Source organism: Weizmannia sp. WK01, from assembly GCF_025905465.1.
Classification (GTDB): Bacteria; Bacillota; Bacilli; order Bacillales; family Bacillaceae_C; genus Weizmannia; species Weizmannia faecalis.
Genome location: NZ_CP109616.1, coordinates 757,699 through 782,030 on the forward strand (window position 1 = coordinate 757,699; position 24,332 = coordinate 782,030).

A 24,332-nucleotide genomic window follows, 5' to 3' on the forward strand; every position below is an offset into this window, starting at 1 on the left:
AACTTGATGCTTGCCGATTGGATGATTTATTGATGAATGGTAAGTTTTTATAGGAATACGAAAAAACGGCAGCTCATCCGGCTGCCGTTTTTTCAATCAGTCACCGCCGTATCCGGTAAATTCGCGGTCAGGCGTGTGATGGAAAAGATGGTGTAAATATTTATGGAAGAACCATTCGCCGGCTGCAATGACGATGCTCGAAGCCAGCGCCGCCCATAACAGATTGTCCATGTCCGGGGCGAGTGATCTGCCCATCAGCCACACGACAAGGTACGCCAGAACAAAATCGGCGACGGTCGCCATGATATTTCTTTGCGTATCCTCCTCGCGTTCATTTTCCCGTTTGAAAATCATTAAATCTCCCAGGACATATGCAAGAATGGTCAGTACTACACTGGTGGCGATCATATCGCCAAACGGCATGTTGAAGATGGCGGATAAAATGATGCCCAACACAACTGCGACCATAATAAACTTTATCACTAACGCCTTTGCATGATCCATAACGGTCCCTCCTTTTGGTGTTTGTACTATATCATTACCCGCTTCTGCAGCCGTTAATCGGGAAATGAAGGCATTCTGCACAGAAAATCTTTCCAATTGTAACTTTTAATGCAGGTTCTTAAAATGCTTCAAACTGCCTTCTGCTTGCCGCACTTTCCTTTTTTGAAATGCCAGGCCGGGATTGGTAAGTACGATAAACAAAGAGGTATGTCTAAAAGCTTGATGCCATGCTTTATTGAAAAAAGTGGCAGTCATGTTAATGGCGAGAAAGTAGAAACTTGATCCCGGATTCCTTTTTCCGTTACTTCATTTTTTCCAGTAATGATTTCCGTTGCGCTAAGGAAAGAGTTTAGGTTAAAGCGAAACCGTTTCCATATTAATATTGAATTAAGGTAAGCGGCTGATAAAGCGGAGCATTAAACAGTGTTTAAGGATTACAGCAAGTTACTCTTTGTGATCAACAGTAAGTAACAATGATGGATATTATGCGACAAAAAGGGTGAAGAAACGACAATTTTTAAACTAAGGGTGATGACATTGAACATAGAAGAAATTAGTTTTCAAATTATTTTAAATGGCGGAAATGCCCGAAGCTTAGCTGCGGAGTCCATAAATCTTGCTAAAGCAGGTGAGTTTAAATTAGCTGAACAAAAAATTGAAGAAGCCAACGAAGCCATGACAATCGCTCATCGTTTTCAAACAGACCTAATAAAGGGGGAGGCCAGTGGGGAGAAATTCGAAATCAGTATATTGCTTATACACGCACAGGACCATTTAATGAATGCCATGACAGTGATTGACCTGGCAAAAGAAATCATTGAACTTTATAAAAAAACAAATGAACTTGAATGTCGAAAGTGCTAACAAATTTGCCAAGTTTGCTGTTTGAAAAATGGATGATTGGCGGCACAAGCGGGCCATTAAAAGCAACGGAAGTCATTAATTCATTGATAAGCAAGTTTAAATCACAATAAAAAACCAATTGGAGGCATTTATGATGAAAAAAGCATTAATTATTTGTGCAGCAGGTATGTCATCTTCTTTAATGGCGAAGAAGACAACGGAATTTTTTAAAACAAAAGGTAAGGAAATTGAAGTCGATGCTGTTTCAGCAAATGAAGGCAATAAGATGATTGAAAAGGGGGACTTTGATTTATATTTAGTCAGCCCACAAACAAAGATGTATTTTCAAAAACTTAAGGAAGCCGGAGAACGCGTAGGAAAGCCAGTTGTAAACATTCCGCCACAAGCCTATATTCCGATTCCAATGGGTGTTGAAAAATTAGGAAATTTAATCTTACAAGAACTGCCAAAAGATTGATTTGCTTATGAGAAAATGGGTCTTCGCTATTTACAATGCACTCACCCGGAAATGCCAAAATTTATGGATAGTCGGAAGGAAGGTGATCTTCAAGCAAGATACCCGTTAAGATGTCTTTTGGATTGGAGGTAATGGATTGCTTAAGCTTTAACGAGTAGCGGGGAGCCATATTTTTAATAAATGAGGGATTTTTATGAATGACGTAGAAAGAGCATTATTTGAAAAAAATCAAAAAAACCAGATGCTTAAATCGATGTACTATAACCGATATTTGCTTGTCAGATATGTTACCGCAATCTTTTTCTTTACGAATGTATATTGGTTAATTTCATTGGTTATGAGTCATTCGTTACTATACCTTCTTCCATTGGCGTTGATCATCGTTGTCATATTGAGCGTTGCGGAACAAGTAAAGATTTATAGCAGCCCGACAAATCATGCTAAATACACAAAGTTTTGTTTCATGACTTTGCTCATTGCAAATGTGATTTTGCTGTTGCCGAGTTGTTTTTCGTCATCTTTCGCTCATTTATATCCATTTTTAATCAATCAAAACAAGTCAAAAGTATTAATTTTAACTGTTTTGATTGCCGGGATATTTTTAAGCGCTTTTATCCTTTATCGGTTATACCAAATTACACATGATGAAGACAAGCATTTTCAACGCATCATGGAGTATGAAAAAGCGATTCGTTAATAATAGAAAAGAGGGGTCTTTATGTCAGAACAAAATAAGGCATTTACTTTTCTTGAAAAGTATCTGATGGGTCCTATGGGGAAAGTAGCATCTTTTCGATTTGTCCGGGCGGTAATGGCTGCCGGGATGGCTTCAATACCATTTACAATCGTAGGATCCATGTTCTTGGTGTTGAACGTATTGCCACAGACTTTAACATTTTTGCAAGGCTTTTTCGATAATACTTTCTTTAGAATTAGTGACTTGTATATGCTGGCAAATAAAGCAACAATGGGAATTTTAGCATTATATTTCAACCTTGTTATTGGTTATGAGTATACAAAAATATATGCTGAAGAAGAAGGGATAAATGTAAACCCGCTAAACGGGGCTTTATTATCCATGTTTGCTTTCTTTATGACGATTCCGGAATTGGTTGCAGGCAATGGAAAAATGTCACTTATCCAAAAAATGAATGATACGACTCATATTATTTTCGGTTGGGAAATGGGCGACAGTGGTGTAAGCCGTTTAGGTTCTTCAGGTATATTTACGGCCATTATTGTTTCTGTTATTGCTGTCCAGTTGTACCGGTTATGTGTAAAACAAAATTGGGTGATTAAAATGCCGGAAGCTGTTCCGGAAGGGGTATCCAGATCGTTCACAGCTTTAATCCCTGCATTTTTAGTCGCTTTTGTGATCTTAATCATCAATGGTATTTTTGTAGCTTTAGGTACAGATATATTTAAAGTTGTCGCTGTTCCATTTAGCTTTGTTACGAATATCGCAAGCAGCTGGCTGGGATTGATGGTGATTTACTTCTTAATCCATGCACTCTGGATCGTAGGTATTCACGGGGCGAATATTATCGGAGCCTTCCTGACGCCAATTACTTTGGCAAATATGGAAGCCAATATTCATGGGGCAAATATTCCATTCGCCGGCGAGTTCCAAAATTCATTTGTCATTATGGGCGGTTCCGGGTCGACTTTAGGATTATGTATCTTTATTGCATTTTTGGCCCGGTCACAGCAATTGAGAATACTAGGAAAAGCGTCCCTTGCTCCTGGCATCTTTAATATTAATGAACCAATATTGTTTGGATTACCAATTGTTTATAATCCATACCTGGCTATCCCGTTTTTCTTAGCGCCTATGGCTACAGCTACAATTGGTTATTTTGCAATTAAATTGCACATTGTTGCGCCACTTATTGCACAAGTGCCATGGCCAACGCCAATCGGTATTGGGGCTTTCATTGGAACAGGTGGGAGCATTATGGCGCCAGTTGTCTCACTCATTTGTGGTGTGGTCGCGTTTATCATATATCTTCCGTTCATCAGAATATATGATAAGAAGTTAGTTGAGCAAGAAAAAGGCGGAGAATCTGTACTCTGATCCTCATCTTGAAATAGAAAAATAAGATGTAGAAATATCCTATGAAAACGATGTTGCACTGCGGGTGAATGAAAGAAGGCGGTTCTTCATAGGAAAATCGCCTTCTTATTTAACTTTTCTCGTTCAGGAAACCAAATAAGATAAATGATGGAGGGTTTACAATGTCAAAAGGCGTTTTACCGGAAAACTTTTTATGGGGCGGAGCAGTAGCAGCCCACCAGCTTGAAGGCGGCTGGAATAAAGGCGGAAAAGGTGTAAGTGTTGCTGATGTAATGACTGCAGGAAGACATGGTGTTCCACGGCAAATTACGGATGGTGTATTAGGAGGTTACTATTATCCTAACCATGAAGCAATCGACTTCTATTCCCGTTATAAAAAAGATATTAAACTGTTCGCAGAAATGGGGTTTAAATGTTTCCGTACTTCTATTGCTTGGACAAGAATTTTTCCAAACGGGGACGATGATGAGCCAAATGAAGAAGGCTTGCAATTTTACGATGATTTGTTTGATGAATTATTAAAATATCATATCGAACCTGTTATTACCCTATCTCATTTTGAATTGCCTTATCATCTTGTGAAAAAATATGGGGGTTTTAGAAACCGGAAATGTATTGATTTTTTTGTGAAATTTTCTGAGACAGTCATGAAACGTTATAAAGATAAAGTAAAATACTGGATGACCTTTAACGAAATCAATAATCAAGCAGATACGAGCATGGATTTTGCAAGCTTCACAAACTCAGGAATTAAATATGAAGAAGGTGAAAACCGGAAACAAACCATGTACCAGGCAGCGCTTTATGAATTAATTGCCAGCGCAAAAGTCGTTAAATTAGGCCACAAAATTAATCCTGACTTTAAGATTGGTTGCATGCTTTCTTTCGTACCTGTATATCCATATTCTTGTCATCCGGACGATGTGATGCTTGCCACGGAAGCGATGCATAATCGTTGGTTCTTTGGTGATGTACATGTTCGTGGGACGATTCCTGATTATACGAAAAAATACTGGGAAAGAAACGGATTTGAAATTGAATATACAAAGGAAGATGAACAAATTCTTAAAGAAGGAACAGTAGATTACATTGGATTTAGCTATTATATGTCTAAAGTAGTCAGCGCCCGTGAAGTAGAAGACAGCCAGCCTGATGGAGAGTTTGGCCGCGTCGTTCGCAATCCTTATGTTCAAGCCAGTGATTGGGGTTGGCAAATTGATCCGGTCGGCCTTCGTTACTCGTTAAATGCTTTATATGAAAGGTACAATATCCCTCTATTTATTGTAGAAAATGGCCTTGGCGCGCGGGATGTCGTTGAAGAGGATGGCACGATTAACGATGATTACCGTATTCAATATTTTCGCGATCATATTCTGGAAATGAAAAAGGCGGTTGAACTGGATGGTGTTGATTTAATGGGTTACACACCGTGGGGATGTATAGATTTAGTGAGTGCTGGAACAGGAGAAATGGAAAAACGTTACGGTTTTATTTATGTGGACAAAGATAATGAAGGGAACGGAACTTTAGAAAGAAAAAAGAAAAAGTCATTTGAATGGTATAGGCATGTCATAAAAACAAATGGAGAAGAGCTTTAACTTTTAGGACGGTCGTTTTTCTAACGTTTACAATAAGAATCATATTCAATCATGGCGTGAAAAAATGGAGTTACAATAAAACTCCATTTTTTCATATACGGGAAGAAAATAGAAATCCCCGGTGAAAAAGCAATAGTTATAAGGAAAGCTACGATATGACAGGCTGCAAAGTATCAAGTATTGGTTTTTTCAACGATTACATCACAGCCCGAAAAAATGGTTGGTTTCCCGAAAACTACAGCTCTTCCTTTGCCAAAAATCTTAGTAATCCATGTAAAAGGGAGTTGTTGGCAGTGGCTATCCTATCAAAACGGCAGAAAGATATATTAATCCTTTTATCTAAGTCAAAAGAACCCGTTACTGCAAGCTGGATGGCAAGAGAATTAGGCGTCAGTGACCGAACGATTCGAAACGAAATTAAGCTCATGCAAAATAATACAGCATCACACGGATTTCAAATTGAATCAACCAGAGGATTGGGATATAGCGTAAAAGTATTAGATGCCGGGCTTTTTTCAAAAATACTCAATGAGATTTCTACGGAGGAACATCATTTAGCGGGTGACTTCACTGATAAAGATACGAGAGTTCTCTATATTTTACGCCGGTTATTGTTAGAAACCGATTTTATTAAAATTGAAAGTTTTATAGATGAGATGTTCGTCTCTTTATCGACATTGCAAAATGACTTAAAGATGGTAAAAGAAATTCTTGATCAATATCATTTAAAGCTAATCAACCGCCCGCACTATGGTTCAAAGGTTGAAGGCGATGAATATATGAAACGTTTGTGTTTATCTAATTTATTGTTGGAGCGGAACCAGGAGGCATTTTTGAAGGAGAATTGTTTACAACTCATTGATCCGGAACTATTTAAAAAGATTAAAGAAGTAATCGTCCAAAAGGTTAATAAATATAAAATTGAAATCTCTGATATATCTTTGGAAAATTTAGCAACGCATATTGCTATCGCCTGCAGAAGAATTCAGGAAGGCTTTGTTATTGAAGAGCTGGCTGATGTTCTGGTCGATGATCATCCATTTGAAAAAATTGTGGCGAACGAAATCATAAAAGAAGTTGAAGATTTTACTTCGTTAACTTTTCCTGAGACAGAAATCGATTATATTATTGTTCATTTATTAGGAACCAAACTTTTACACAAGAAGGAGCTGGCCGAGTTTAGTAAATTTGATGAAGCCGGAACAATTATAAATTGTATGTTAGCTCGTTTAAAGGCTGAATTGAATTGGGACTTTCGCCAAGACCGCGAGTTTATTCAGGCGCTAACGCTGCATATCCGTCCTGCAATGAACCGATTGCGGTACAAAATGAATATCCGGAATCCGTTATTAAACGATATAAAGAAAAAATACCCGGCTGCGTTTGAAGGCGCCATTATTGCCAGCAAATGTATAGAAGAGTATTTGCAAATGGAAGTGGTTGAAGATGAAATTGCCTATATTGCGCTGCATATCGGTGTTGCTCTTGAACGAATGAAATTAAACAAGAAAAAAATAAAAAAAGTACTAATCGTTTGCGCATCGGGCGTAGGGAGTGCAAAATTACTATCCTACCGATTGCAAAATTTGTATGGCCAAGAAATTGAAATTGCCGATACGATTAATTATTACAATTTATCATCATATGATTTATCTTTTATTGACTTGATCATTAGCACTGTGCCTATAAAGGAGGATTTTGGCGTCCCGGTCCAAGTTGTGAATACTTTTTTGGAAGACAAAGACATTCAAGCTATAAATGGTTTTTTATCTAGGACGCAAAATGTGGCAGAAAAATATTTACATCCTTCAAGAATTTTTCTCCAACTGGCATTGCAGGATAAGGAAAGCGTGATTCGATTTTTATGTGATGAACTGTATAAGCAGAAGCTTGTACCGAAGGATTATGTAAACCTTGTTTTAGAAAGGGAGTCGATTACGCCAACCTGTTTTGGAAATCTCGTAGCCATTCCCCATCCAATGGTGCCCGTAACGAAGGAAACGTTTTGGACAGTATGTACGCTAAAAAGCCCTATCCATTGGCATGGACAGCAAATGGTTCAATTTGTTTGTTTGTTGAATATTAAAGAAGGCACGCAAACGGATTTAGATGATATGTATAAAAAGCTCATTTCGATTATCGAAAACAGGTCTGTTGTGCAAAAAATCATCAAAAGCAAAACGGCTGATGAGTTAATGGCATTTATAAAATAATTGAGCCCCGTATCGCCACCATTTGTAAGAAGAATATTTTTCCCAGCCATTTCCCCGAAGGAGACTTTACCCGCCATCCGCGTTATAAAGCACAAAACTTGTCCGGTTTTGTGCTTTATATTTCCTGGAGAAAACCTTACATAAAAACAAAAAGTTTGTGAATATTCTTTACATCTTCCTTGCCCTGTGCGGTTTTCTAAAGGATAATATTTGTAACCTGCAGCAGAAGGAGTAAAGACACGTGAAAACTTAAAAATGAGGAGTGAGCAAATGAAAACGGTCCAACTGAACAGCCGGATAGCTTTCGGCCAACGTCTACCGCTTGTATTGATTGCCGGCCCGTGCGTAATTGAAAGTGAAACGATGGCCATGGAAACAGCCGCAACCCTTCAAACCATTGCCGGAAAACTCGGTATTCCTTTCGTTTTTAAAGCTTCTTTCGACAAAGCCAACCGATCATCCATTTTTTCCAAACGGGGCCCGGGACTGGAAAAAGGGCTCGAAATACTTGACCGGATTAAAAATGTATTTGGCGTACCGGTCACGTCCGATATTCATGAGCCGCACCAGGCAAAAGCAGCCGGGGAAGTGCTCGACATACTGCAAATCCCCGCTTTCCTTTGCCGCCAGACCGATTTGCTGCTTGCCGCCGCCGCGACGGGCAAAACCGTGAATGTCAAAAAAGGGCAGTTTTTGGCGCCTTGGGATATGAAAAACGTCATTCAAAAACTGGAGGAATCCGGCACCGACAAAATTCTTCTTACAGAACGCGGTTCGACATTCGGCTACAATAACCTGGTGGTGGATATGCGTGCACTTCCGGAAATGCGCAGATTAGGGTATCCGGTCGTGTTTGACGCCACCCATAGTGTCCAAATACCGGGCGGAAATGGGACTTCAACAGGCGGAAAGCGTGCGTTTGTCCCGTATCTCGCAAGGGCAGCGGCGGCTTGCGGGATCGATGCGTTGTTTCTAGAAGCCCATCCTGATCCGGACCAGGCCTGGTCGGATGGCCCGAATATGGTGAAACTGGATGATCTTGAAGAAATGTTAAAGCCAGTTATTGAAATTGATCGCATGATAAAAGAACAAACGGCAGCAAACATTCATTAACGGAGGTGAATAGGATGTTAAAAGATTTCAAACGAAGCATCAATTATGTCGAAAGCGTCCGTGAAGTGCTGGAAAAAGAGGCCAATGAGATTTTAAAGCTGAAGGACCGGATCAATTTTCGTATAAATGAAGGCATTGAAATGATATTGGCGTGCGAAGGCAGAGTCATTTTTACAGGAATGGGGAAATCGGGCATCATCGGCCGGAAACTTGCTTCCACATTTGCAAGCACCGGTACCCCGGCATTTTTCCTTCACCCGGGAGAAGCACTGCACGGCGATCTTGGAAAAATAACAAAAGAAGACATCCTCATTGCCATTTCCAACAGCGGGGAAACGTCGGAAATATTAAATATGATCCCTTCCATCAAAAGGATCGGCGCAAAAATGATTGCTATTTCTGGTTCACGCAAGTCGACACTGGCGCGGCGTTCGAATCTGGTGATGGATATCGGGGAAGTTGAGGAAGCGTGCCCGCTCGGCCTTGCCCCGACTTCTACAACTACCGTCACGCTTGCACTCGGGGATGCGATTGCGGTTGCCCTTTTGAAGGCAAGGGATTTTAAACCTGAAAACTTTGCGCTTTTCCATCCCGGTGGCTCGCTTGGCCGGCGTTTGCTTCTCACGGTTGGCCATGTGGCTAAACGGAAAAGGATGAACCCGGTTGCCGGAATGGACACCGGCATAAAGGAAGCATTATTTATGATGACGGAAGCGGGGGCGGGGGCTGTTTCAGTTATTGACGATCGGGGACGGCTGGCCGGCATTTTAACGGACGGCGATATCCGGCGTGAGCTTTTAAACGGCCATGAAGTACTGGATAAAAAAGTAGCAGATTTGTATACAAAATATCCGGTTTGCGTCAGTGAGCATCAGCTGGCAGCGGAAGCATTGCGGATAATGGAAGACCACGCTTTCAAGGTGCTTCCGGTTGTTACCGGCCAGAAACCGGTTGCCATGCTCCATATTCAGGATTTGGTCCAGACTATATAAGCAAAATAACAAGAATAAGCAAAATAACAAGAAAAAATTTTTTGACTGGATAGAGCGGATTCATAAAGAATCCCGCTTTTTTTGGTGGTTGCCGCCAATATGTGCAGCAGCAGTTTGTTTTTTCGGTGACACCACGCAAAAATTTCGGTGACAATGGCGCTGCGGCCTATTAAAATAGGTGATAAGATCTTGTGAATTAACGGGGGAGGGATTGTTTTGTTAAGGGTAAACAATGTGTCAGTAGAGATAGAGAAGTCAAAAATTTTGGAAGATATAAGTTTTTCTGCTGAACCAGGGGAGATTATTGGCCTGGTTGCTCCAAATGGATCCGGCAAGACGACGCTTTTAAATGCGATATCCAACCTGATTCCTGCTTCAAAAGGCGAAATTAGTATTTACGGCATGAATTATAAAATGCATCGGGAAAAAATCCTTAAAAAAATATTTTTTTTGCAAGACCATACAGTATTGTATCCAAATTTAACAGGGAGAGAGCATTTAAAACTTGTACAAAGATTATGGGAGAGCAAACAAGAATGTGGCGCTGTTATTGAAAAATTAAGCATGGGTTCCTATATCGACAAAAGGGTTTCAAAATATTCGCTTGGCATGCAGCAAAGGCTGCTATTTGGGATGTGCTTGATCAGTTCTTGTGATTTGCTATTGATGGACGAGCCGATGAATGGGCTGGACCCATCCAATATTAAACTGATAAGCAAATCCATTAAGCAACTTAGAGATGAAAATAAAATTGTATTTTTTTCTTCCCATATTCTGAACAATGTTGATGAATTATGTGATCGTGTCATCTTTTTAAAGCAAGGAAGAATGGTTTACGAAAGCAGAAAAAATAATCCGGACTTTAATAAATACATCATCATTAAGTTAGAGAATGGGAATGATGCGGATAAAGTTCTTTCCCTATTTAAAGATGAAGAAATTAAAAATGCCACAGCCAATGAAGTATGGGCGGAGATAGATTCGAGTAAAAGCTCCTTTGTGGTAAATCAGGCATTCGAACAAGACATGAAATTTAAATCATTTTTCATAGGGCAAAAAGGCAGCCAACTAATTTATGAGGAAATATACGAAGGTGAAGATAAATGGGGCTAATCAAATTAGAGACATTGCGATTCATTAGAAATAAAAAAAATTTGACTGTTTTTATTGCTGCTATTTTGATTGTTTTCATTTTGTTTGCATTTACTTTCGTGGGAGCAAAGAGAATGGACCCGCTCAATGAATATCAGGATAACAAATCCTCACTGGAAAATGCCATTTCACACATGGAATCAAATCCAAATAAGAGTGAAGCAAAGAAGAAAGCACTTGCGGGTTTGCAGGAGGAGTTACGCCTTCGTACAGAACAAATACAAGCTCATGAAGCAGGGGATTGGAAGCAAGAACTGAAATTGCAGATCGCTTTAGATAAAAAATTAATTGCTGGGATTAATGCCGGAACAATTGTTTTTGGTAATAAAAAAATTGTTCCGCAGACAGAAAAAGCAATACAGCTCAATACCATTCTGCTTAAACAAAATATTCATCCGGTAATAGAGTCGTTCGAAACCCCGGGTATTAACTTTACATATCGTATTCTTTTTTACGTATTCCCGTTCTTAATGCCTCTTCTCATTGCAGTTTTAATTGGTGATATTTCAACAAGAGACAAACAAGGCGGTATTAATCATTTTGTAAATGTTTTGCCAGTGAAGCTCAAGAAAATATTGGATGCGAGAATCTTCACTTCATTTGTTTACAGCCTTGCCATCACGATTGTTATCCTGGTTGTTGCGCTCATTATTGGTAGCATCATAAGCCATTTGGGGAGTTGGAAGTACCCTGTGGCGATCAATTTAAACGGGACAGAAGTATTGTGGATTTCAATTGCCCGGTTTTTGGGCAGATCGCTTTTACTAATCCTATGTCTTCTATTATTTATTTCTGTTTTCACGCAGTTTTTAAATACCTTTATTCGAAATCAATTGCTTCTGATGCTCGTTTTGGTGGCTTGTTTTTGTTTTGAGGAAATGATGAGCGGATTTAAGACAAAGTTGTATGCTGTTATGCATATCATCCCTTTTACATTTGTGGATGTGCCGAATATAGTGAATGGAGAAAGTGCAGCAAAATTCAGGAATGAGTATATCAATACTACAGACGGAGTCATTACGCTTCTCCTTTCATCTTTGCTGTTTTATTTTCTCACCATATGGATTATCCATAAGAAAAACAAAATTTAAAAAAAGCTTGACGAATCCGAAAAAAAGGGATAAATTGAACGTAAGCAATTTTTAGGTTCGTTGTGTAATTTCTTTTGCGGCGTTGATGGCAAATTTCATATTGGTGTTTTCTTATCAAGAGAGGTTGAGGGAATGGCCCGATGAAGCCTCAGCAACCTTCAATGCTTTTACGCGTTGAAAAGGTGCTAAGTCCTGCAAGTTATGGGATCATAACTTGAAAGATAAGAAGATGGTTCATGCACGAAAGGAATGGCCTTCTTCTTATTGGAGAAGGCTTTTTGATTTTAAGTGAGGGAGTGTCCATCATGTATCATACAGAAACAAAACTTGCACAAATCGGAAACCGCAGTGACCGCGTGACAGGTGCGGTGAACCCGCCTGTTTATTTTTCTACCGCTTACCGCCACGAAGGCATTGGGCAGTCAACCGGTTTCGATTATTCCCGTACCGGCAACCCGACGCGCCAGTTGCTTGAAGAAGCGATTGCGGATCTGGAGGGCGGGGACCGCGGGTTTGCGTGCAGTTCCGGCATGGCTGCGATTTTCACTGTTTTATCTTTGTTCCAGGCCGGCGATGAGTGGATTGTGAGTGATGATTTATATGGCGGCACCTACCGCCTGCTGGAGCAGGGATATAAAAAATGGGGGCTTTGTTGTAAGTACGTGAATACGTGCAACCCGGAAAATATTGAACAAGAAATCACCCCGAAAACGAAAGCCATTTTCCTCGAAACGCCGACAAACCCCCTCATGCAGCAGACGGATATCGGCGCAGTGGCTGAAATTGCGAAAAGGCACGGAATCCTGCTGATTGTAGACAATACTTTTTACACCCCGCTTTTGCAGCAGCCGATTAAAGAAGGCGCTGATATTGTAGTCCATAGCGCGACGAAATATCTTGGCGGGCATAACGACGTGCTGGCCGGTCTGATCGTGGCAAAGGGTGCTGAACTTTGCGAGCAGCTTTTTCTGTACCATAACGGTGCCGGCGCCACCCTCAGTCCGTTTGATTCGTGGCTTCTGATGCGCGGCATGAAAACGCTGGCGCTTAGGATGGAAAAACACGAAAAAAATGCAAAAGCTGTGGCGGCATTTTTAAGCGCGCATCCGGATGTAAAAGATGTGCTGTATCCGGGCCGCGGCGGGATGCTTTCTTTCCGTGTAAAAGAAGAATCATGGGTCGACCCGTTTTTACGCGGCCTGTCTTTGATTACATTTGCCGAAAGCCTCGGTGGGACGGAAAGTTTTATCACTTACCCGGCTACACAGACGCATGCCGACATTCCGGAAGAAAAACGGATTGCTTCAGGCGTAGACAATTGCCTTTTGCGCTTTTCAGTCGGAATTGAAAATGAACGCGATTTGCTTGCAGATATTGAAAAAGCTTTTGCCAACATTCACGAAGGGGTGCAAACACGATGACAAATGAAGATTATTCTTTTCAAACGAGGCTTTTACATAACAGCCATAAAATAGACCCGGCGACCGGTGCTGTGAGTGTACCGATCCAGCATGCTTCGACATACCACCAGGCGGACATTGACCAGTTCGGTAAATACGATTACAGCCGCTCGCTCAATCCAACGAGGGAAGCGCTCGAGGATGTCATCGCCGAACTCGAAGGCGGTGTCAAAGGTTTCGCGTTTGCTTCCGGGATGGCGGCGATTTCAACCGCGTTTCTGCTTTTGTCGGCGGGCGACCATGTTGTCATCACCGAAGATGTGTATGGCGGCACGTTCCGGATGGTGACAGAAGTCCTGACCCGGCTTGGTATTGAACATACATTTGTAGATATGACCAACCTTGAAGAAGTGCGGCAGGCCGTCCGCCCGAACACGAAGGCTTTTTATGTGGAAACCCCTTCAAACCCGCTTTTAAAAGTGACGGATATCCGTGCGGTGAGTGAACTGGCAAAGGAAACCGGGGCGCTCACCTTTGTCGACAACACCTTTTTAACGCCTGCCCTGCAGCGCCCGCTTGAACTCGGGGCGGATATCGTGCTGCACAGCGCGACGAAATTTTTAGCAGGGCACAGCGATGTCGTTGCTGGGCTTGCGGTTGTAAAAGATGAAGCATTGGCAGCGCGCCTCGGATTTTTGCAAAATTCATTCGGGGCGGTGCTCGGCGTCCAGGATGCATGGCTCGTTTTGCGCGGGTTGAAAACGTTGCATGTGCGGCTGCTCCAATCGCAGCAGTCAGCGGTGAAAATCGCACATTTTCTTGATGCGCATCCGCTTGTGCGAAACGTGTATTATCCGGGGCTCGGGCACCATCCGCAGCATGCGCTGCAAAAGCTGGAGGCACAAGGGCCGGGCGCGGTATTGTCGTTTGAACTGGAAGATGAGGAAGCGCTCCGGACATTTGTCAGCCATGTAAAAATTCCGGTCTTTGCCGTCAGCCTCGGCGCTGTAGAATCGATTCTGTCCTATCCGGCAAAAATGTCCCACGCCGCAATGCCGCCTGAGGACCGAAGAAAACGCGGCATCTCCGACAGCTTGTTGCGCTTATCGGTTGGCCTCGAGAATCCGGATGATCTGATTGCCGATTTCGAGCAGGCTTTTTCGTACACGAAAGCGGGCACAACCGTGAAATAATGGACAAACGGCTGCAGGGAATCCGCCCTGATCGGCGGGATTCCCCGTTTCAAAATAGACGCCCGGGCTCATTTTGAAACGGGAATGGAGGCACGTCCCGTCCGTACGTATGACAAAAACTGCACCACAGAAGCCGCTGAAAAAGCCCGAAAGAAAACATAAAAACGGCGGGAAACCACTGTAAAAAGTGTCCCGCCGCTTTTTTCTGTTTTTTGTGTAAAGGAAAGGAACGCCTGCATTCACAATCCGGAAATCGGCCGGGTAACCGTCCTGCCTGGTTTCAACGTTTCTGTACGGCCGCCTATATGGATGTCCAGCGCATCTCCTTCCAGCAATGTCACTTTAAACGCATGGCGCGCCACTTCCACCTGAAACTTGCGGTTTTGGTAGGTGAGGCGAAATAAATAGCGGTCCCATTGTTCCGGAATGGTAGGATTTAGAAAAAACCCGTTTTCTTTGATCCGGACGCCGCCGAATCCGTACACGATTGATAGCCATGTCCCGCCCATATTGGCCATATGCAGGCCGTCCTTTGTATTGCCATGTGTGTTATCAAGATCAAGGCGGGCTGTTTCGATAAAATAATGATACGCTTTTTCCGCTTCGCCGAGCCTAGACGCCATTATGCTGAAAATGCATGTGGACAGTGATGAATCGTGTGTCGTGACTTTTTCATAATAATGATACGAGTTTCGGATCGTTTCCGGATTTGCCTCGTCTTCCAGCAAAAAATGCGCGAGCACCGTGTCTGCCTGTTTGCATACTTGGTACCGGTAAATCGTGAGCGGATGGTAATGCAAAAGGAGCGGGTAATGGTCTTTCGGCGTATGTTCAAAATCCCAGACCGCTTTATCGAGAAAGCTGTCATCCTGTTTGTGGATGCCGCGTTTTTCATCATAAGGGAGATACATCGCATCCGCCGCTTTCAGCCAGCTTGCCGCTTCTTCGTCCGTTAAACCAAGCCGTGCAGCAAATGCCGCAAAATAGGCATCATCTGTTTCTTTCAGCCAGTGATAAAATTTGTGAGCTGATTTCAAATTATATTTTGCCATCACATTTGTATAGTAATTGTTGTTGACGATGGCTGTGTACTCATCCGGCCCGGTCACATCTTCAATCGCAAATTTGCCGTCTTTTTCCCGGTAATGGCCAACCTCAAGCCAAAGCCGCGCCGTTTCCACGAGAATTTCGACGCCGTATTGCTTCATAAAGTCCTGATCTTGGGTGGCATACCAGTATTGCATATAACTGTAAGCGATGTCCGCGCTGATATGATACTGCGCTGTGCCGGCAGGGAAATACGGTGAGCATTCCGTGCCGGAAATCGTCCGCCACGGAAATAGCGCACCTTTTTGATGGCCCATCTCTTTTGCCCTTGCCCGTGCGTGGTCAAGGATATGGTAGCGGTACAGCAGCAAATGCCGCGCGAGTTCCGGATGGATCAACAGAAACACCGGGAAAATGTAAATCTCCGTGTCCCAAAAGTAATGCCCTTCATAACCTTCCCCGGACAGCCCTTTTGCCGCAATATTGCTGGCGGTGTCTTTTCCGACAGATTGCAGGAGCTGGTACAGATTGAAACGGATCCCTTCCTGCAGTTTCGGATCGCCGTCAATTTCAATGTCCGCTGCTTGCCAGTAAGTGGCTAAATATTGCTCCTGCTCCCGTAATAGTGCTGAAAAATCTTTGCCTTGCATGCTTTTTAGGATGGCCGCCGCCTTTTCTGCGATATGGTCCCCGTGGCGGAGCGTGTCCGTATAGATCGCAAATTTTGTAAGGGACACCGGCTCGCCGTGTTTGAAATCGATGATTGCGTGCACTTTTTGTTCGTCTTGTTCATAATGGCATTCGCAAGAGACGGAAACGGCGTGGGTTGCGGCACAAGCCATTTCAAGCCCGGAAGCAAATGTGCGGACACGCAGTACAATCGTGCCTCTGTCCTCTGCCACTTTTGTCACAGCCAGCTTTTTTGCATGGGCAGATCCGGTCCGCGGGTCGTTTTTATCGACATAATTTTGCACATCACCGTTGACAGTGGAAATCACCCGCACCGGCCCGGAAAAGTTTACCGGCTCCATTTTCACTTGAATCGCAAACAGTTCCCGCTGTGTAAAAGAAACCAACCGTGAAAAAGTGAGCTTGATTTCTTTTCCGGAAGGCGATTTCCAATGGATGGCGCGTTCGGAAAACCCGCGTTTCATGTGCAAAGTTTGGGAAAAACCGAGAACTTCCCCTTCAAAAAGAGAAAAGCGTTCTTTTTCTTCTCCAAGAAAAATTTCGATGGTCTGCGCATCGATCACATTCAGCATTTTCTGACCGGTTTCCGGGAATCCGTACGCTTTTTCCCCGTACTGGATTTCTGTAATGTCATAAAAAGCATTCAAATATGTGCCGCGGATAGAAGGGATTTCTTCCGGGTAGCCTTCTTCAAAGTTTCCGCGCACGCCAAGATAGCCATTCCCGAGTGCAAATAAGCTTTCATTGACCAGCAGCATTTGTTTGTCCAATTCGTGTTTCGTGATTTCCCATGTCATACGCTGTTCCTCCAAAAATTCCAAATTCGAAGATGGCATGGTGCCAAGCGCCCTTTTTTCTTATGGTCCGGCCGGGAAGCCCTTTTTTCGCTCATATCGGATCGACCGCCGGCTCATGTATTCATCCAGGGGTCACACACCGGCAGGCGGGATTCCGGAAAATGTCGCGCGCTATACCGAGGGAAAACTTTTCCACTGCCGGAAATTTTTATTCTTTCACCCCACCTGTTGTAAGGCCGGAGACGATTTGTTTCTGGAACAGAAGGACGATGATCAAAGTCGGGACCGTGACGACTGTGGTAGCGGCAGCGACCTGTCCCCAAAGTATTTCGAACTGGGTGCGGAGGAAAGAAATCGCGACCGGCACAGTATGATAATTAGCGTCCGAATTTAAGGTAATCGTCAGCAAAAATTCGTTCCACGCGGCAATGAATGTAATAATCGCAGTTGTAAAAACACCTGGCGCGGCAAGCGGGAAGACAATCCGGAACAGCGTCTGGACCGGCGTCGCACCGTCAATTTTTGCCGATTCTTCAAGTGCGAGCGGAATCTGGTTGAAATGCGTCACCAGGATCCATACCGCAGTCGGCAGGGTGATCGTCGAATACGGCAGGACAATCGCATACGAGTTCGTTAAATGCAAATGCAGGAACAAATTATAAATCGGCCCGGTGACAATCATTTGCGGGAACATCGAAACCGCCAGAATCAGCCCGAGCAACAGGTTTTTCCCTTTGAAATCAAAGCGTGAAATCGCGTAAGCCGTAAACGTGGCAATTAAAATAATGTAAACCGTTGTCGTTGTCGCAACGATAAAACTGTTTTTCACCGATGTCAGGATCCCTTTTTGGAAAATCTGCGTGTAATTTTCCCATGTCGGATGATGGGCAAAGACCCGAAAAGCCCCGTTGCCAAAAATTTCCCCGGAAGGTTTAAAGGAGGTGATAAAAATCCAGAAAAACGGAAATATCATCCCAAATAAAAATACGGCAATCAGGGCGATGATGAGCACATTCCATTTGCGGTTCGTTTTCATGGCCATCCCTCCTTAGTTTTTATCCATCAGATTGGCGCCGAGCACTTTAATGTAAATGGTTGCGATGATGGCGACGCAAATAAACATGATGATGACAATGACGGAGCCGTAGCCGAAGTTGGTTTGCCCGAACATCGTTTTGTAACCGTAGACAGACATGGTTTCTGTTGCCCCGCCCGGACCGCCGCCTGTCAGAACGTAAATCAGGTCGAAAACGCGAAAAGCGTCAAGTGTCCTGAACAGCAGTGCGACTAAAATAGAAGGCTTCAGCATTGGTAGCGTAATTTTGAAAAATTGCTGGATTTTTGTTGCGCCGTCAATGGATGCGGCTTCATACAACCCTTTGGAAATGTTTTGCAGGCCGGCAAGCAGCAAAAGGGCCATATAAGGTGTTGTTTTCCAAACGTCGGCTAAGATCGTGGATACCATCGCGCCGGATCCCGTTAATAGCAGAATGCGCGAATCGCTGATTAGCCCTATGGATTGGAAAAAATGCGCGACAACACCGCTTGTGCCGTCATACAAATAACTCCACATGAGCGCGGCAACCGCGGTCGGAATTGCCCACGGGATCAGCGAAGTTGTCCTTACAATGCCTTGCCCTCTGAACGCTTTGTTCATAATCATGGCGAGGCCGAGGCCGAGGACGAACTCAAGGAAAACCGAAACGACGGTAAAGAGCACGGTATTCCATAAGGCATGCCCGAGTCGTTTGTCATGCAATGCTTCTTTATAAGACTTGAAGCCGATGAAGTTGGAGGGTACAAAGCTGCTTTTGAAATCTTTAACAATTTTTGATAAATTTTTTCCGTTTTGCGTATTGTATTTGGCATTGATTTCCTTTACCAGTTTGGATGAGTCGGTATAAAGGCCCATCAGCTTTTTCTGGTCGGCCTGGCTGATTTTTTGGACGCCTTTTCTGCCTTTATACTGCTTGGCAACATCGGCAACGCGATGGACCAGCTTGTCGACTTTTTGCCGGTCGGCCGGGTCGGTGATTTTTTCCCGGTCTTCTGTTAGAAACAGCCTGACATACGTTTGCGTTTCGTCAAATAAATCGAAATTATAGCGCGGGCTCATGTATAGCCCCGATTTTTGCTGGTTATTCAGCTGATAATCAAAAAAGGTATAGCGGAGTGACTGAAAAATCGGCCACAGCGAGAATACGCCGATAAACAGCAGGGCTGGAAGGATAAATAAAAAAGCCTGCAAGCGGTTCTTCTTCATGATGCTGGCACCTCTTTTCACCGTAATGTTTCTTCCCGTACGGAGGATGCACAGTTTATGCAGCGCCCCCTCATTTCTTTTTAAAAAAGGCTCTATGGAATAGAGCCTTTCGCCGATATCAAACCATTATGAAAAGCAGGCGCCCGGGGACGGAAAGGGAGTAAAACGCGTTCCCGGACGGTTGCTTATTTGCCTGTTGCGTCCTGGATCGTTTTGACTGCATCATCCAGATTTTGGCCTGTGCTTAAATATTTGTGGGCCGCAATTTGGATCGTGTCGGATACTTTGCTGTACTTCGCGGATACCGGGCGGGCAATCGTCGTTTTCAACGCTTTTTGGAAGCCCGGCATGGTCAGCATTTTGTTTTGTTTTTGGACATCAGGATCATTCAGCAAATCATTATATCCCGGCAGGTAACCGCCTTTTGTGGACATAATCTTCTGCCCTTTTTTGCCGGCTACGAATTTTACAAACTCCCATGCGCCTTCTACATGTTTTGAGTTTTTGTTGATGCCGAGAAGCCAGCCGCCGACAGCGCCGCCGTTCGGAAGCGGGGCAATGCCAACATTTTTGATGTCCACTTTTACGCCTTCTCCGCCTGTTTTAATGGTGCCATACTGGTACGGCCAGTTCCGCGCGAAGACAGATTTTCCTTGTGCAAAGCTGTCCAGCGTTTGTTGTTCCATATAGTTCAGCAAATCTTTTGGCGCCCATGCTGCTTTTGTAAATTGATACATCGTCTCAAGGCCGCCTTTGATATCTTTGTAATGATTCGTGAATTCTGTCACATTGACGGTTAAGCCTTCATATTGTTTGGACTGATAAACAAAGCCGTTTGTCGTTCCGTTTTTGCCGGCATATTTTGCAGCCATATCCCCGAGTTCTTTATAGGTGTAGTCCCCGCTTTCGAGTTTTGCAGCATCTTCCTTGCTGACAATATCGGAACGGTAATACAGAATGCCAAGGTCCGGGAAGAATGGAAGTGTGTATTGTTTCCCTTCATAGTTTCCGGAAGCCATTGAGCCGGCATTGAACTGGTCTTTCGTCAAATTGGCATCCATCATTTTCTTGTCAATCGGGACAAGGTATCCGGCACCGGCAAATTCGCCGCCCCACACAACGTCCATGGACATGATGTCATATTCGCTTGATCCGCTGGAGAGCGAAGTCAGCAATTGGTCGTGCATTTGTGCCGAGTCATTCGTCATTTGTACCCACTTCACCTGGTACTTTTTCGATTGTTTGTTAAAAGCCGCAATGACTGCTTTTGTCGCAGGTGTGCTGTCATTTTGTGCCGCGAATTTTAACACAATCTTTTTCGAGGAACTGCCGCTTTTGCTCGATTTCGAGTTTGAATTGCTGCCGCAGCCGGCCAGCACGCCGATAACTAGCGTAAGCGCTGCCAAAATCACGCCCGCTTTTTTCCACATACGAAAGCCCCCTTTAATTTTGATGATTACACTTGAATATTACCCTGTATGCGCATACAATGATATTAGAATCTTTAGATCTATAATAAAATTTTTAGGTATTGGGGCGGCTCCGATGAAACAGTCTGCCATCAGCAAATCCATTATTGAACGCTACCTTTCATACCGCGTTGAGCACCAGCGCGAGTATTTTCTTCATCCGCCTTATATGATGGAAAAGCAGTTGTTGAATGCCGTAAAAGAAGGGAGAGTGGAAGCAGCCGAATCCGTTTTGAAAACTATCAATACGCTGGAGCGGGCAAAACTTGCGGAAGAACCGATCCGCTCGCTCCGTAATTCACTCATCTGTATTTGCACGCTGTTTACAAGGGCGGCGATCGAAGCGGGCGTGCCGCCGGAAACTGCTTTTAACATCAGCGATGCGCATATTTTGGAGATTGAAAGGATAAAGACGCAGGAAAAGCTGTTTGAACTCGAGTACAGCATGCTGCGCAATTTTACGGAAGCCGTGCAGCAGGCAAGGAAACAAGAACATCGCTACAGCCATGCGATTCATATGGCTGTGGCATATATTCATGAAAATATTTTACAGGTGATCACGCTTGAATCGCTGGCGAAACATGTTTACCTGAATCCGAGCTACTTGTCCCACTTGTTTAAAAAAGAGACCGGCGTATCGGTGACGGATTATATTAATAAAAAGCGGATTGAAGAATCGATTTATTTTTTGCTCCATACAAATATTACTATTTCCGAAATTGCGCTTCTGTTCCATTTTTGCAACCAAAGCTACTATACTTTGCTTTTTAAAAAATATATGGGGCTCACCCCAAAAGAATTCAGGGAGCAGAACCAGCACTAGCTTTGACGGCATGTATCCGTTTTTTAACGGTCGGCTGGCGCTTCCTTGCAATTTTCCAATGTTTAACACATGGCAGCACCGTTTCACGTCCGGACTTCCATCAAGTTCCTTTCCTTAGCCACCGTCTGCGCACTCGAACAAAACCGTATATCGCCCTTGCTGCAAAAAACACGGTATCAGCAAAGGGTGCTTTTTTATGACCACAAGCCGGGTTTTCCCTTTTTGCCCAGGCATTGGCGGACCGGGATTTTACATTGCCGGCGGTGCACGGAACGTATATACTAAACATGGAAACATTTCACCGTGCTAAGGAGAAAATTGTTTTGAAAAAGGCATTTGGCAATATCGATTTGACCGTAATTACAGAAGAACAATTTTTGGACGAATTTGAGAGCCGGGTACACGAAGGGATCAAAACCAATGTGTTCTTTTTGAATGCGCACTGCTACAATATCGCCCAAACCGACCGCGACTACTACCGAATTATCAATGAAGCCGACTATCTGCTCAACGATGGGGTCGGGATTGAAATCGGCGCAAAACTGTTTGACATTCCGCTTGCCGGCAATTTAAACGGTACCGACTTGACGCCGAAAATATTAAAGCGCTGTGAAAAAAACGGCTTCTCCGTATTTGTGCTCGGTGCTACCGAAACGAATCTGCAAAGTGCGATACAACATTTCCGCAAAGATTATCCCGATTTGAAAATTGCCGGCTGCCACCACGGGTATTTTCAATCAAAACATGAGATTGTGGCGATGATTAACCGCTCGCATGCCGATGTGCTGCTCGTCGGAATGGGCGTTCCGCTGCAGGAAAAATTCATTGCCGGCTTCGATCAGGAACTTTCTTGCACAGCACGGCTCGGCGTCGGCGCATTTATTGATTTTGCATCCGGAAACGTACCGCGCGCCCCGTATTTGTTCCGGAAATTGCGGATCGAGTGGCTGTTCCGATTGTTGCGCGAACCGAAACGGCTGTGGAAGCGAAATTTCGGCAGCCTCATCTTTTTGTGCCGGATTTTGCGATATAAATGGAAACATTCATAACCTCCTTTTTCCGGCGCTGAAAGGAACAGGGCGTGCAGGACGGGAATTCAGACACGTGCCGAAAAAAGAAGGAAATACCCGGTACTTGCCGACAATAAAAGATGTGCTATTTTTGTTTTACAAAAGGGAAAAGCGGGTACGATAATGAAATCATTTGTAAAAGAAAGGTGAGAAAGATGGAAATTGATATCAAACCCGCTGCACTCTCCCAATTCAAACAAATTGAATTTCAAGAAGGCGAAGGCATCCGGATTGAGGCGGTCTTTGTCGGGAGCTGTACAATTGCTGCGGAACATTCTTTAAAAATTGACCATAAACGGGAAGATGACGATTTATTTAATGTTTATGGCATTCCGCTCCTTGTGTCGAAGGCAAGCCAAAAACAGCTCGGTGAGAAAGTCATCATCGATTACAATCCGAATAAAGGGTACAAACTTTCTTCAGATCAGGAAGTTTACCAATACAATCTTGACTTGACAAGAGCCGAGTAAAAAGAGGTGCTTTGCATTGAAAGAAACTTTTCGTGCATTGGTCATGGAAAATGCATCACAGCCGGTACTCTCCGTACAGGAATGGGATACGGGCCGGCTGCCGGACGCGGAAGTCACCGTAAAAGTCGCCTATTCAAGTGTCAATTACAAAGATGCGCTTGTTGGCGTGAAAGGGGACTTTGTCAAATCGTATCCATTCATACCGGGAATTGATTTGGCGGGAACGGTGCTTGCATCCGCTGACAGCCGCTTTAAAGAAGGCGATGAAGTGATCGTCACAAGCTATAAGCTGGGCACCGGGCATTTCGGCGGATTCAGTGAAATGGCGCGCGTGCCGGCTGCCTGGGTCGTGCCGCTTCCGAAAGGGCTGACGTTAAGAGAGTCCATGATTTTAGGGACAGCCGGCTTTACGGCAGCGCTGTCCGTGCAAAAACTGGAAGACCACGGGCTCAAACCGGGACAGGGGCCGGTGCTTGTTGCCGGGGCAAGCGGCGGTGTCGGCAGTGTCGCTGTCGACATTTTGGCAAAAAGGGGTTATGAAGTCACGGTCTCAACCGGAAAAAAAGAGGCACACGCCTATTTAAAACGGCTCGGTGCGGCCCGTATCCTCGACAGGGAAGCCGTTACGGACCATGAAGACCAGTCGATTCGCAAAAAAGAATGGGCAGCTGCAGTCGATCCTGTCGGCGGGAAAACGACACAATACATCATCAGCACACTCCAGTACGGCGGGGCGGTGGCAACGAGCGGTCTTACCGGTGGAAGGGAAGTCACAACGACCGTAACGCCGTTTCTCGGGCGCGCTATCAGCTGGCTCGGAATCGATTCTGTTTTTTGCCCGATGGATCTCCGGGTGAAAATTTGGGAAAAACTTGCCAGCGATTTTAAACCGGAACATTTGACGAGTGAAATTGTTCGGGAAATCAGCCTTGAGCAAGTCCCGGCCGCCCTTTCGGATATTTTGGAAGGCAAGCTTCAGGGTCGGACAATTATAAAATTGTAACGAAAAAGGATGCGTGGTATTCGCATCCTTTTTTAACAACCGGAAAAGG

General features: G+C 44.0%; 21 protein-coding genes and 1 riboswitch. Of the genes, 16 read left to right on the forward strand and 5 right to left on the reverse strand.

The features are described from left to right. Window positions 1-96: 96 nt before the first annotated feature. Window positions 97-504, reverse strand: a complete 408-nt coding sequence (locus tag OF158_RS03490; protein WP_035182417.1) for a YndM family protein — start codon at window positions 502-504, stop codon at window positions 97-99. A 531-nt stretch (window positions 505-1,035) separates the two neighbouring features. Here OF158_RS03490 and OF158_RS03495 point away from each other — a divergent pair. From OF158_RS03495 to metC, 12 genes are all read left to right on the forward strand, one after another. After that, window positions 1,036-1,368, forward strand: a complete 333-nt coding sequence (locus OF158_RS03495) for a PTS lactose/cellobiose transporter subunit IIA (protein ID WP_035182413.1) — start codon at window positions 1,036-1,038, stop codon at window positions 1,366-1,368. Between the two features lie 133 nt (window positions 1,369-1,501). Beyond that, on the forward strand, window positions 1,502-1,825 hold the full coding sequence (locus OF158_RS03500; protein ID WP_017552257.1) for a PTS cellobiose transporter subunit IIB: 324 nt from the start codon (window positions 1,502-1,504) through the stop codon (window positions 1,823-1,825). A gap of 193 nt (window positions 1,826-2,018) precedes the next feature. Continuing rightward, window positions 2,019-2,522, forward strand: coding sequence for a hypothetical protein (locus OF158_RS03505; protein ID WP_017552256.1), 504 nt, complete (start codon window positions 2,019-2,021; stop codon window positions 2,520-2,522). A 21-nt stretch (window positions 2,523-2,543) separates the two neighbouring features. Further along, window positions 2,544-3,899, forward strand: coding sequence for a PTS cellobiose transporter subunit IIC (celB, locus tag OF158_RS03510; RefSeq protein ID WP_017552255.1), 1,356 nt, complete (start codon window positions 2,544-2,546; stop codon window positions 3,897-3,899). Between the two features lie 161 nt (window positions 3,900-4,060). Next, window positions 4,061-5,497 (forward strand): 6-phospho-beta-glucosidase, encoded by a 1,437-nt coding sequence (locus OF158_RS03515; protein ID WP_017552254.1) that lies wholly within the window; start codon window positions 4,061-4,063, stop codon window positions 5,495-5,497. Window positions 5,498-5,790: 293 nt separating this feature from the next. Beyond that, entirely contained in the window at window positions 5,791-7,710 is a 1,920-nt protein-coding gene (locus tag OF158_RS03520) for a BglG family transcription antiterminator (protein ID WP_017552253.1), read from the forward strand. 270 nt (window positions 7,711-7,980) lie between these two features. Then, the gene (gene kdsA / locus OF158_RS03525; protein ID WP_017552252.1) at window positions 7,981-8,823 is read left to right on the forward strand and encodes a 3-deoxy-8-phosphooctulonate synthase; all 843 of its coding nucleotides are present in this window, start codon (window positions 7,981-7,983) and stop codon (window positions 8,821-8,823) included. Between the two features lie 14 nt (window positions 8,824-8,837). After that, window positions 8,838-9,815 carry a KpsF/GutQ family sugar-phosphate isomerase gene (locus tag OF158_RS03530; protein WP_017552251.1) on the forward strand — a complete coding sequence of 326 codons (978 nt, stop codon included), beginning with the start codon at window positions 8,838-8,840 and terminating at the stop codon, window positions 9,813-9,815. A gap of 216 nt (window positions 9,816-10,031) precedes the next feature. Beyond that, window positions 10,032-10,928, forward strand: a complete 897-nt coding sequence (locus OF158_RS03535; RefSeq protein WP_017552250.1) for an ABC transporter ATP-binding protein — start codon at window positions 10,032-10,034, stop codon at window positions 10,926-10,928. Continuing rightward, on the forward strand, window positions 10,919-12,058 hold the full coding sequence (locus OF158_RS03540; RefSeq protein WP_035182411.1) for an ABC-2 family transporter permease: 1,140 nt from the start codon (window positions 10,919-10,921) through the stop codon (window positions 12,056-12,058). The genes OF158_RS03535 and OF158_RS03540 overlap by 10 nt, the downstream gene beginning before the upstream one ends. 108 nt (window positions 12,059-12,166) lie before the next feature. Next, window positions 12,167-12,286, forward strand: a riboswitch (SAM riboswitch). A gap of 77 nt (window positions 12,287-12,363) precedes the next feature. Next, window positions 12,364-13,479, forward strand: a complete 1,116-nt coding sequence (locus OF158_RS03545) for a methionine biosynthesis PLP-dependent protein (RefSeq protein WP_026104684.1) — start codon at window positions 12,364-12,366, stop codon at window positions 13,477-13,479. Next, window positions 13,476-14,651, forward strand: a complete 1,176-nt coding sequence (metC, locus tag OF158_RS03550; protein ID WP_017552247.1) for a cystathionine beta-lyase — start codon at window positions 13,476-13,478, stop codon at window positions 14,649-14,651. The genes OF158_RS03545 and metC overlap by 4 nt, the downstream gene beginning before the upstream one ends. Window positions 14,652-14,890: 239 nt before the next feature. Here metC and OF158_RS03555 read toward each other — a convergent pair whose 3' ends face one another. From OF158_RS03555 to OF158_RS03570, 4 genes are all read right to left on the reverse strand, one after another. Continuing rightward, window positions 14,891-17,185, reverse strand: a complete 2,295-nt coding sequence (locus OF158_RS03555) for a glycoside hydrolase family 65 protein (protein ID WP_035182408.1) — start codon at window positions 17,183-17,185, stop codon at window positions 14,891-14,893. Window positions 17,186-17,393: 208 nt separating this feature from the next. After that, window positions 17,394-18,221 carry a carbohydrate ABC transporter permease gene (locus tag OF158_RS03560; RefSeq protein WP_035182407.1) on the reverse strand — a complete coding sequence of 276 codons (828 nt, stop codon included), beginning with the start codon at window positions 18,219-18,221 and terminating at the stop codon, window positions 17,394-17,396. A 12-nt stretch (window positions 18,222-18,233) separates the two neighbouring features. Then, window positions 18,234-19,448, reverse strand: coding sequence for a carbohydrate ABC transporter permease (locus OF158_RS03565; RefSeq protein ID WP_026685029.1), 1,215 nt, complete (start codon window positions 19,446-19,448; stop codon window positions 18,234-18,236). Window positions 19,449-19,633: 185 nt separating this feature from the next. Further along, entirely contained in the window at window positions 19,634-20,878 is a 1,245-nt protein-coding gene (locus OF158_RS03570) for an extracellular solute-binding protein (protein ID WP_035182404.1), read from the reverse strand. A gap of 115 nt (window positions 20,879-20,993) precedes the next feature. Here OF158_RS03570 and OF158_RS03575 point away from each other — a divergent pair, with 115 nt between their 5' ends. The 4 genes from OF158_RS03575 (at window position 20,994) to OF158_RS03590 (ending at window position 24,283) form a co-directional block, all read left to right on the forward strand. After that, on the forward strand, window positions 20,994-21,740 hold the full coding sequence (locus tag OF158_RS03575; RefSeq protein WP_035182402.1) for an AraC family transcriptional regulator: 747 nt from the start codon (window positions 20,994-20,996) through the stop codon (window positions 21,738-21,740). A gap of 323 nt (window positions 21,741-22,063) precedes the next feature. Then, window positions 22,064-22,789 (forward strand): WecB/TagA/CpsF family glycosyltransferase, encoded by a 726-nt coding sequence (locus OF158_RS03580; protein ID WP_014096043.1) that lies wholly within the window; start codon window positions 22,064-22,066, stop codon window positions 22,787-22,789. A gap of 176 nt (window positions 22,790-22,965) precedes the next feature. Beyond that, window positions 22,966-23,280 (forward strand): iron-sulfur cluster biosynthesis family protein, encoded by a 315-nt coding sequence (locus OF158_RS03585; protein ID WP_014096042.1) that lies wholly within the window; start codon window positions 22,966-22,968, stop codon window positions 23,278-23,280. 16 nt (window positions 23,281-23,296) lie between these two features. Continuing rightward, complete coding sequence (locus OF158_RS03590; RefSeq protein ID WP_035182400.1) at window positions 23,297-24,283, forward strand: acrylyl-CoA reductase family protein; 987 nt, start codon at window positions 23,297-23,299, stop codon at window positions 24,281-24,283. Window positions 24,284-24,332: the final 49 nt, after the last annotated feature.

Coding starts and splice junctions, on each gene's coding strand:
- OF158_RS03540 (WP_035182411.1), top strand. CDS start 10,919: ATGGGGCTAATCAAATTAGAGACATTGCGATTCATTAGAAATAAAAAA.
- OF158_RS03530 (WP_017552251.1), top strand. CDS start 8,838: ATGTTAAAAGATTTCAAACGAAGCATCAATTATGTCGAAAGCGTCCGT.
- OF158_RS03490 (WP_035182417.1), bottom strand. CDS start 504: ATGGATCATGCAAAGGCGTTAGTGATAAAGTTTATTATGGTCGCAGTT.
- OF158_RS03505 (WP_017552256.1), top strand. CDS start 2,019: ATGAATGACGTAGAAAGAGCATTATTTGAAAAAAATCAAAAAAACCAG.
- OF158_RS03545 (WP_026104684.1), top strand. CDS start 12,364: ATGTATCATACAGAAACAAAACTTGCACAAATCGGAAACCGCAGTGAC.
- kdsA (WP_017552252.1), top strand. CDS start 7,981: ATGAAAACGGTCCAACTGAACAGCCGGATAGCTTTCGGCCAACGTCTA.
- OF158_RS03500 (WP_017552257.1), top strand. CDS start 1,502: ATGAAAAAAGCATTAATTATTTGTGCAGCAGGTATGTCATCTTCTTTA.
- OF158_RS03515 (WP_017552254.1), top strand. CDS start 4,061: ATGTCAAAAGGCGTTTTACCGGAAAACTTTTTATGGGGCGGAGCAGTA.
- OF158_RS03560 (WP_035182407.1), bottom strand. CDS start 18,221: ATGAAAACGAACCGCAAATGGAATGTGCTCATCATCGCCCTGATTGCC.
- OF158_RS03575 (WP_035182402.1), top strand. CDS start 20,994: ATGAAACAGTCTGCCATCAGCAAATCCATTATTGAACGCTACCTTTCA.
- OF158_RS03585 (WP_014096042.1), top strand. CDS start 22,966: ATGGAAATTGATATCAAACCCGCTGCACTCTCCCAATTCAAACAAATT.
- OF158_RS03555 (WP_035182408.1), bottom strand. CDS start 17,185: ATGACATGGGAAATCACGAAACACGAATTGGACAAACAAATGCTGCTG.
- celB (WP_017552255.1), top strand. CDS start 2,544: ATGTCAGAACAAAATAAGGCATTTACTTTTCTTGAAAAGTATCTGATG.
- OF158_RS03495 (WP_035182413.1), top strand. CDS start 1,036: ATGACATTGAACATAGAAGAAATTAGTTTTCAAATTATTTTAAATGGC.
- metC (WP_017552247.1), top strand. CDS start 13,476: ATGACAAATGAAGATTATTCTTTTCAAACGAGGCTTTTACATAACAGC.
- OF158_RS03570 (WP_035182404.1), bottom strand. CDS start 20,878: ATGTGGAAAAAAGCGGGCGTGATTTTGGCAGCGCTTACGCTAGTTATC.
- OF158_RS03565 (WP_026685029.1), bottom strand. CDS start 19,448: ATGAAGAAGAACCGCTTGCAGGCTTTTTTATTTATCCTTCCAGCCCTG.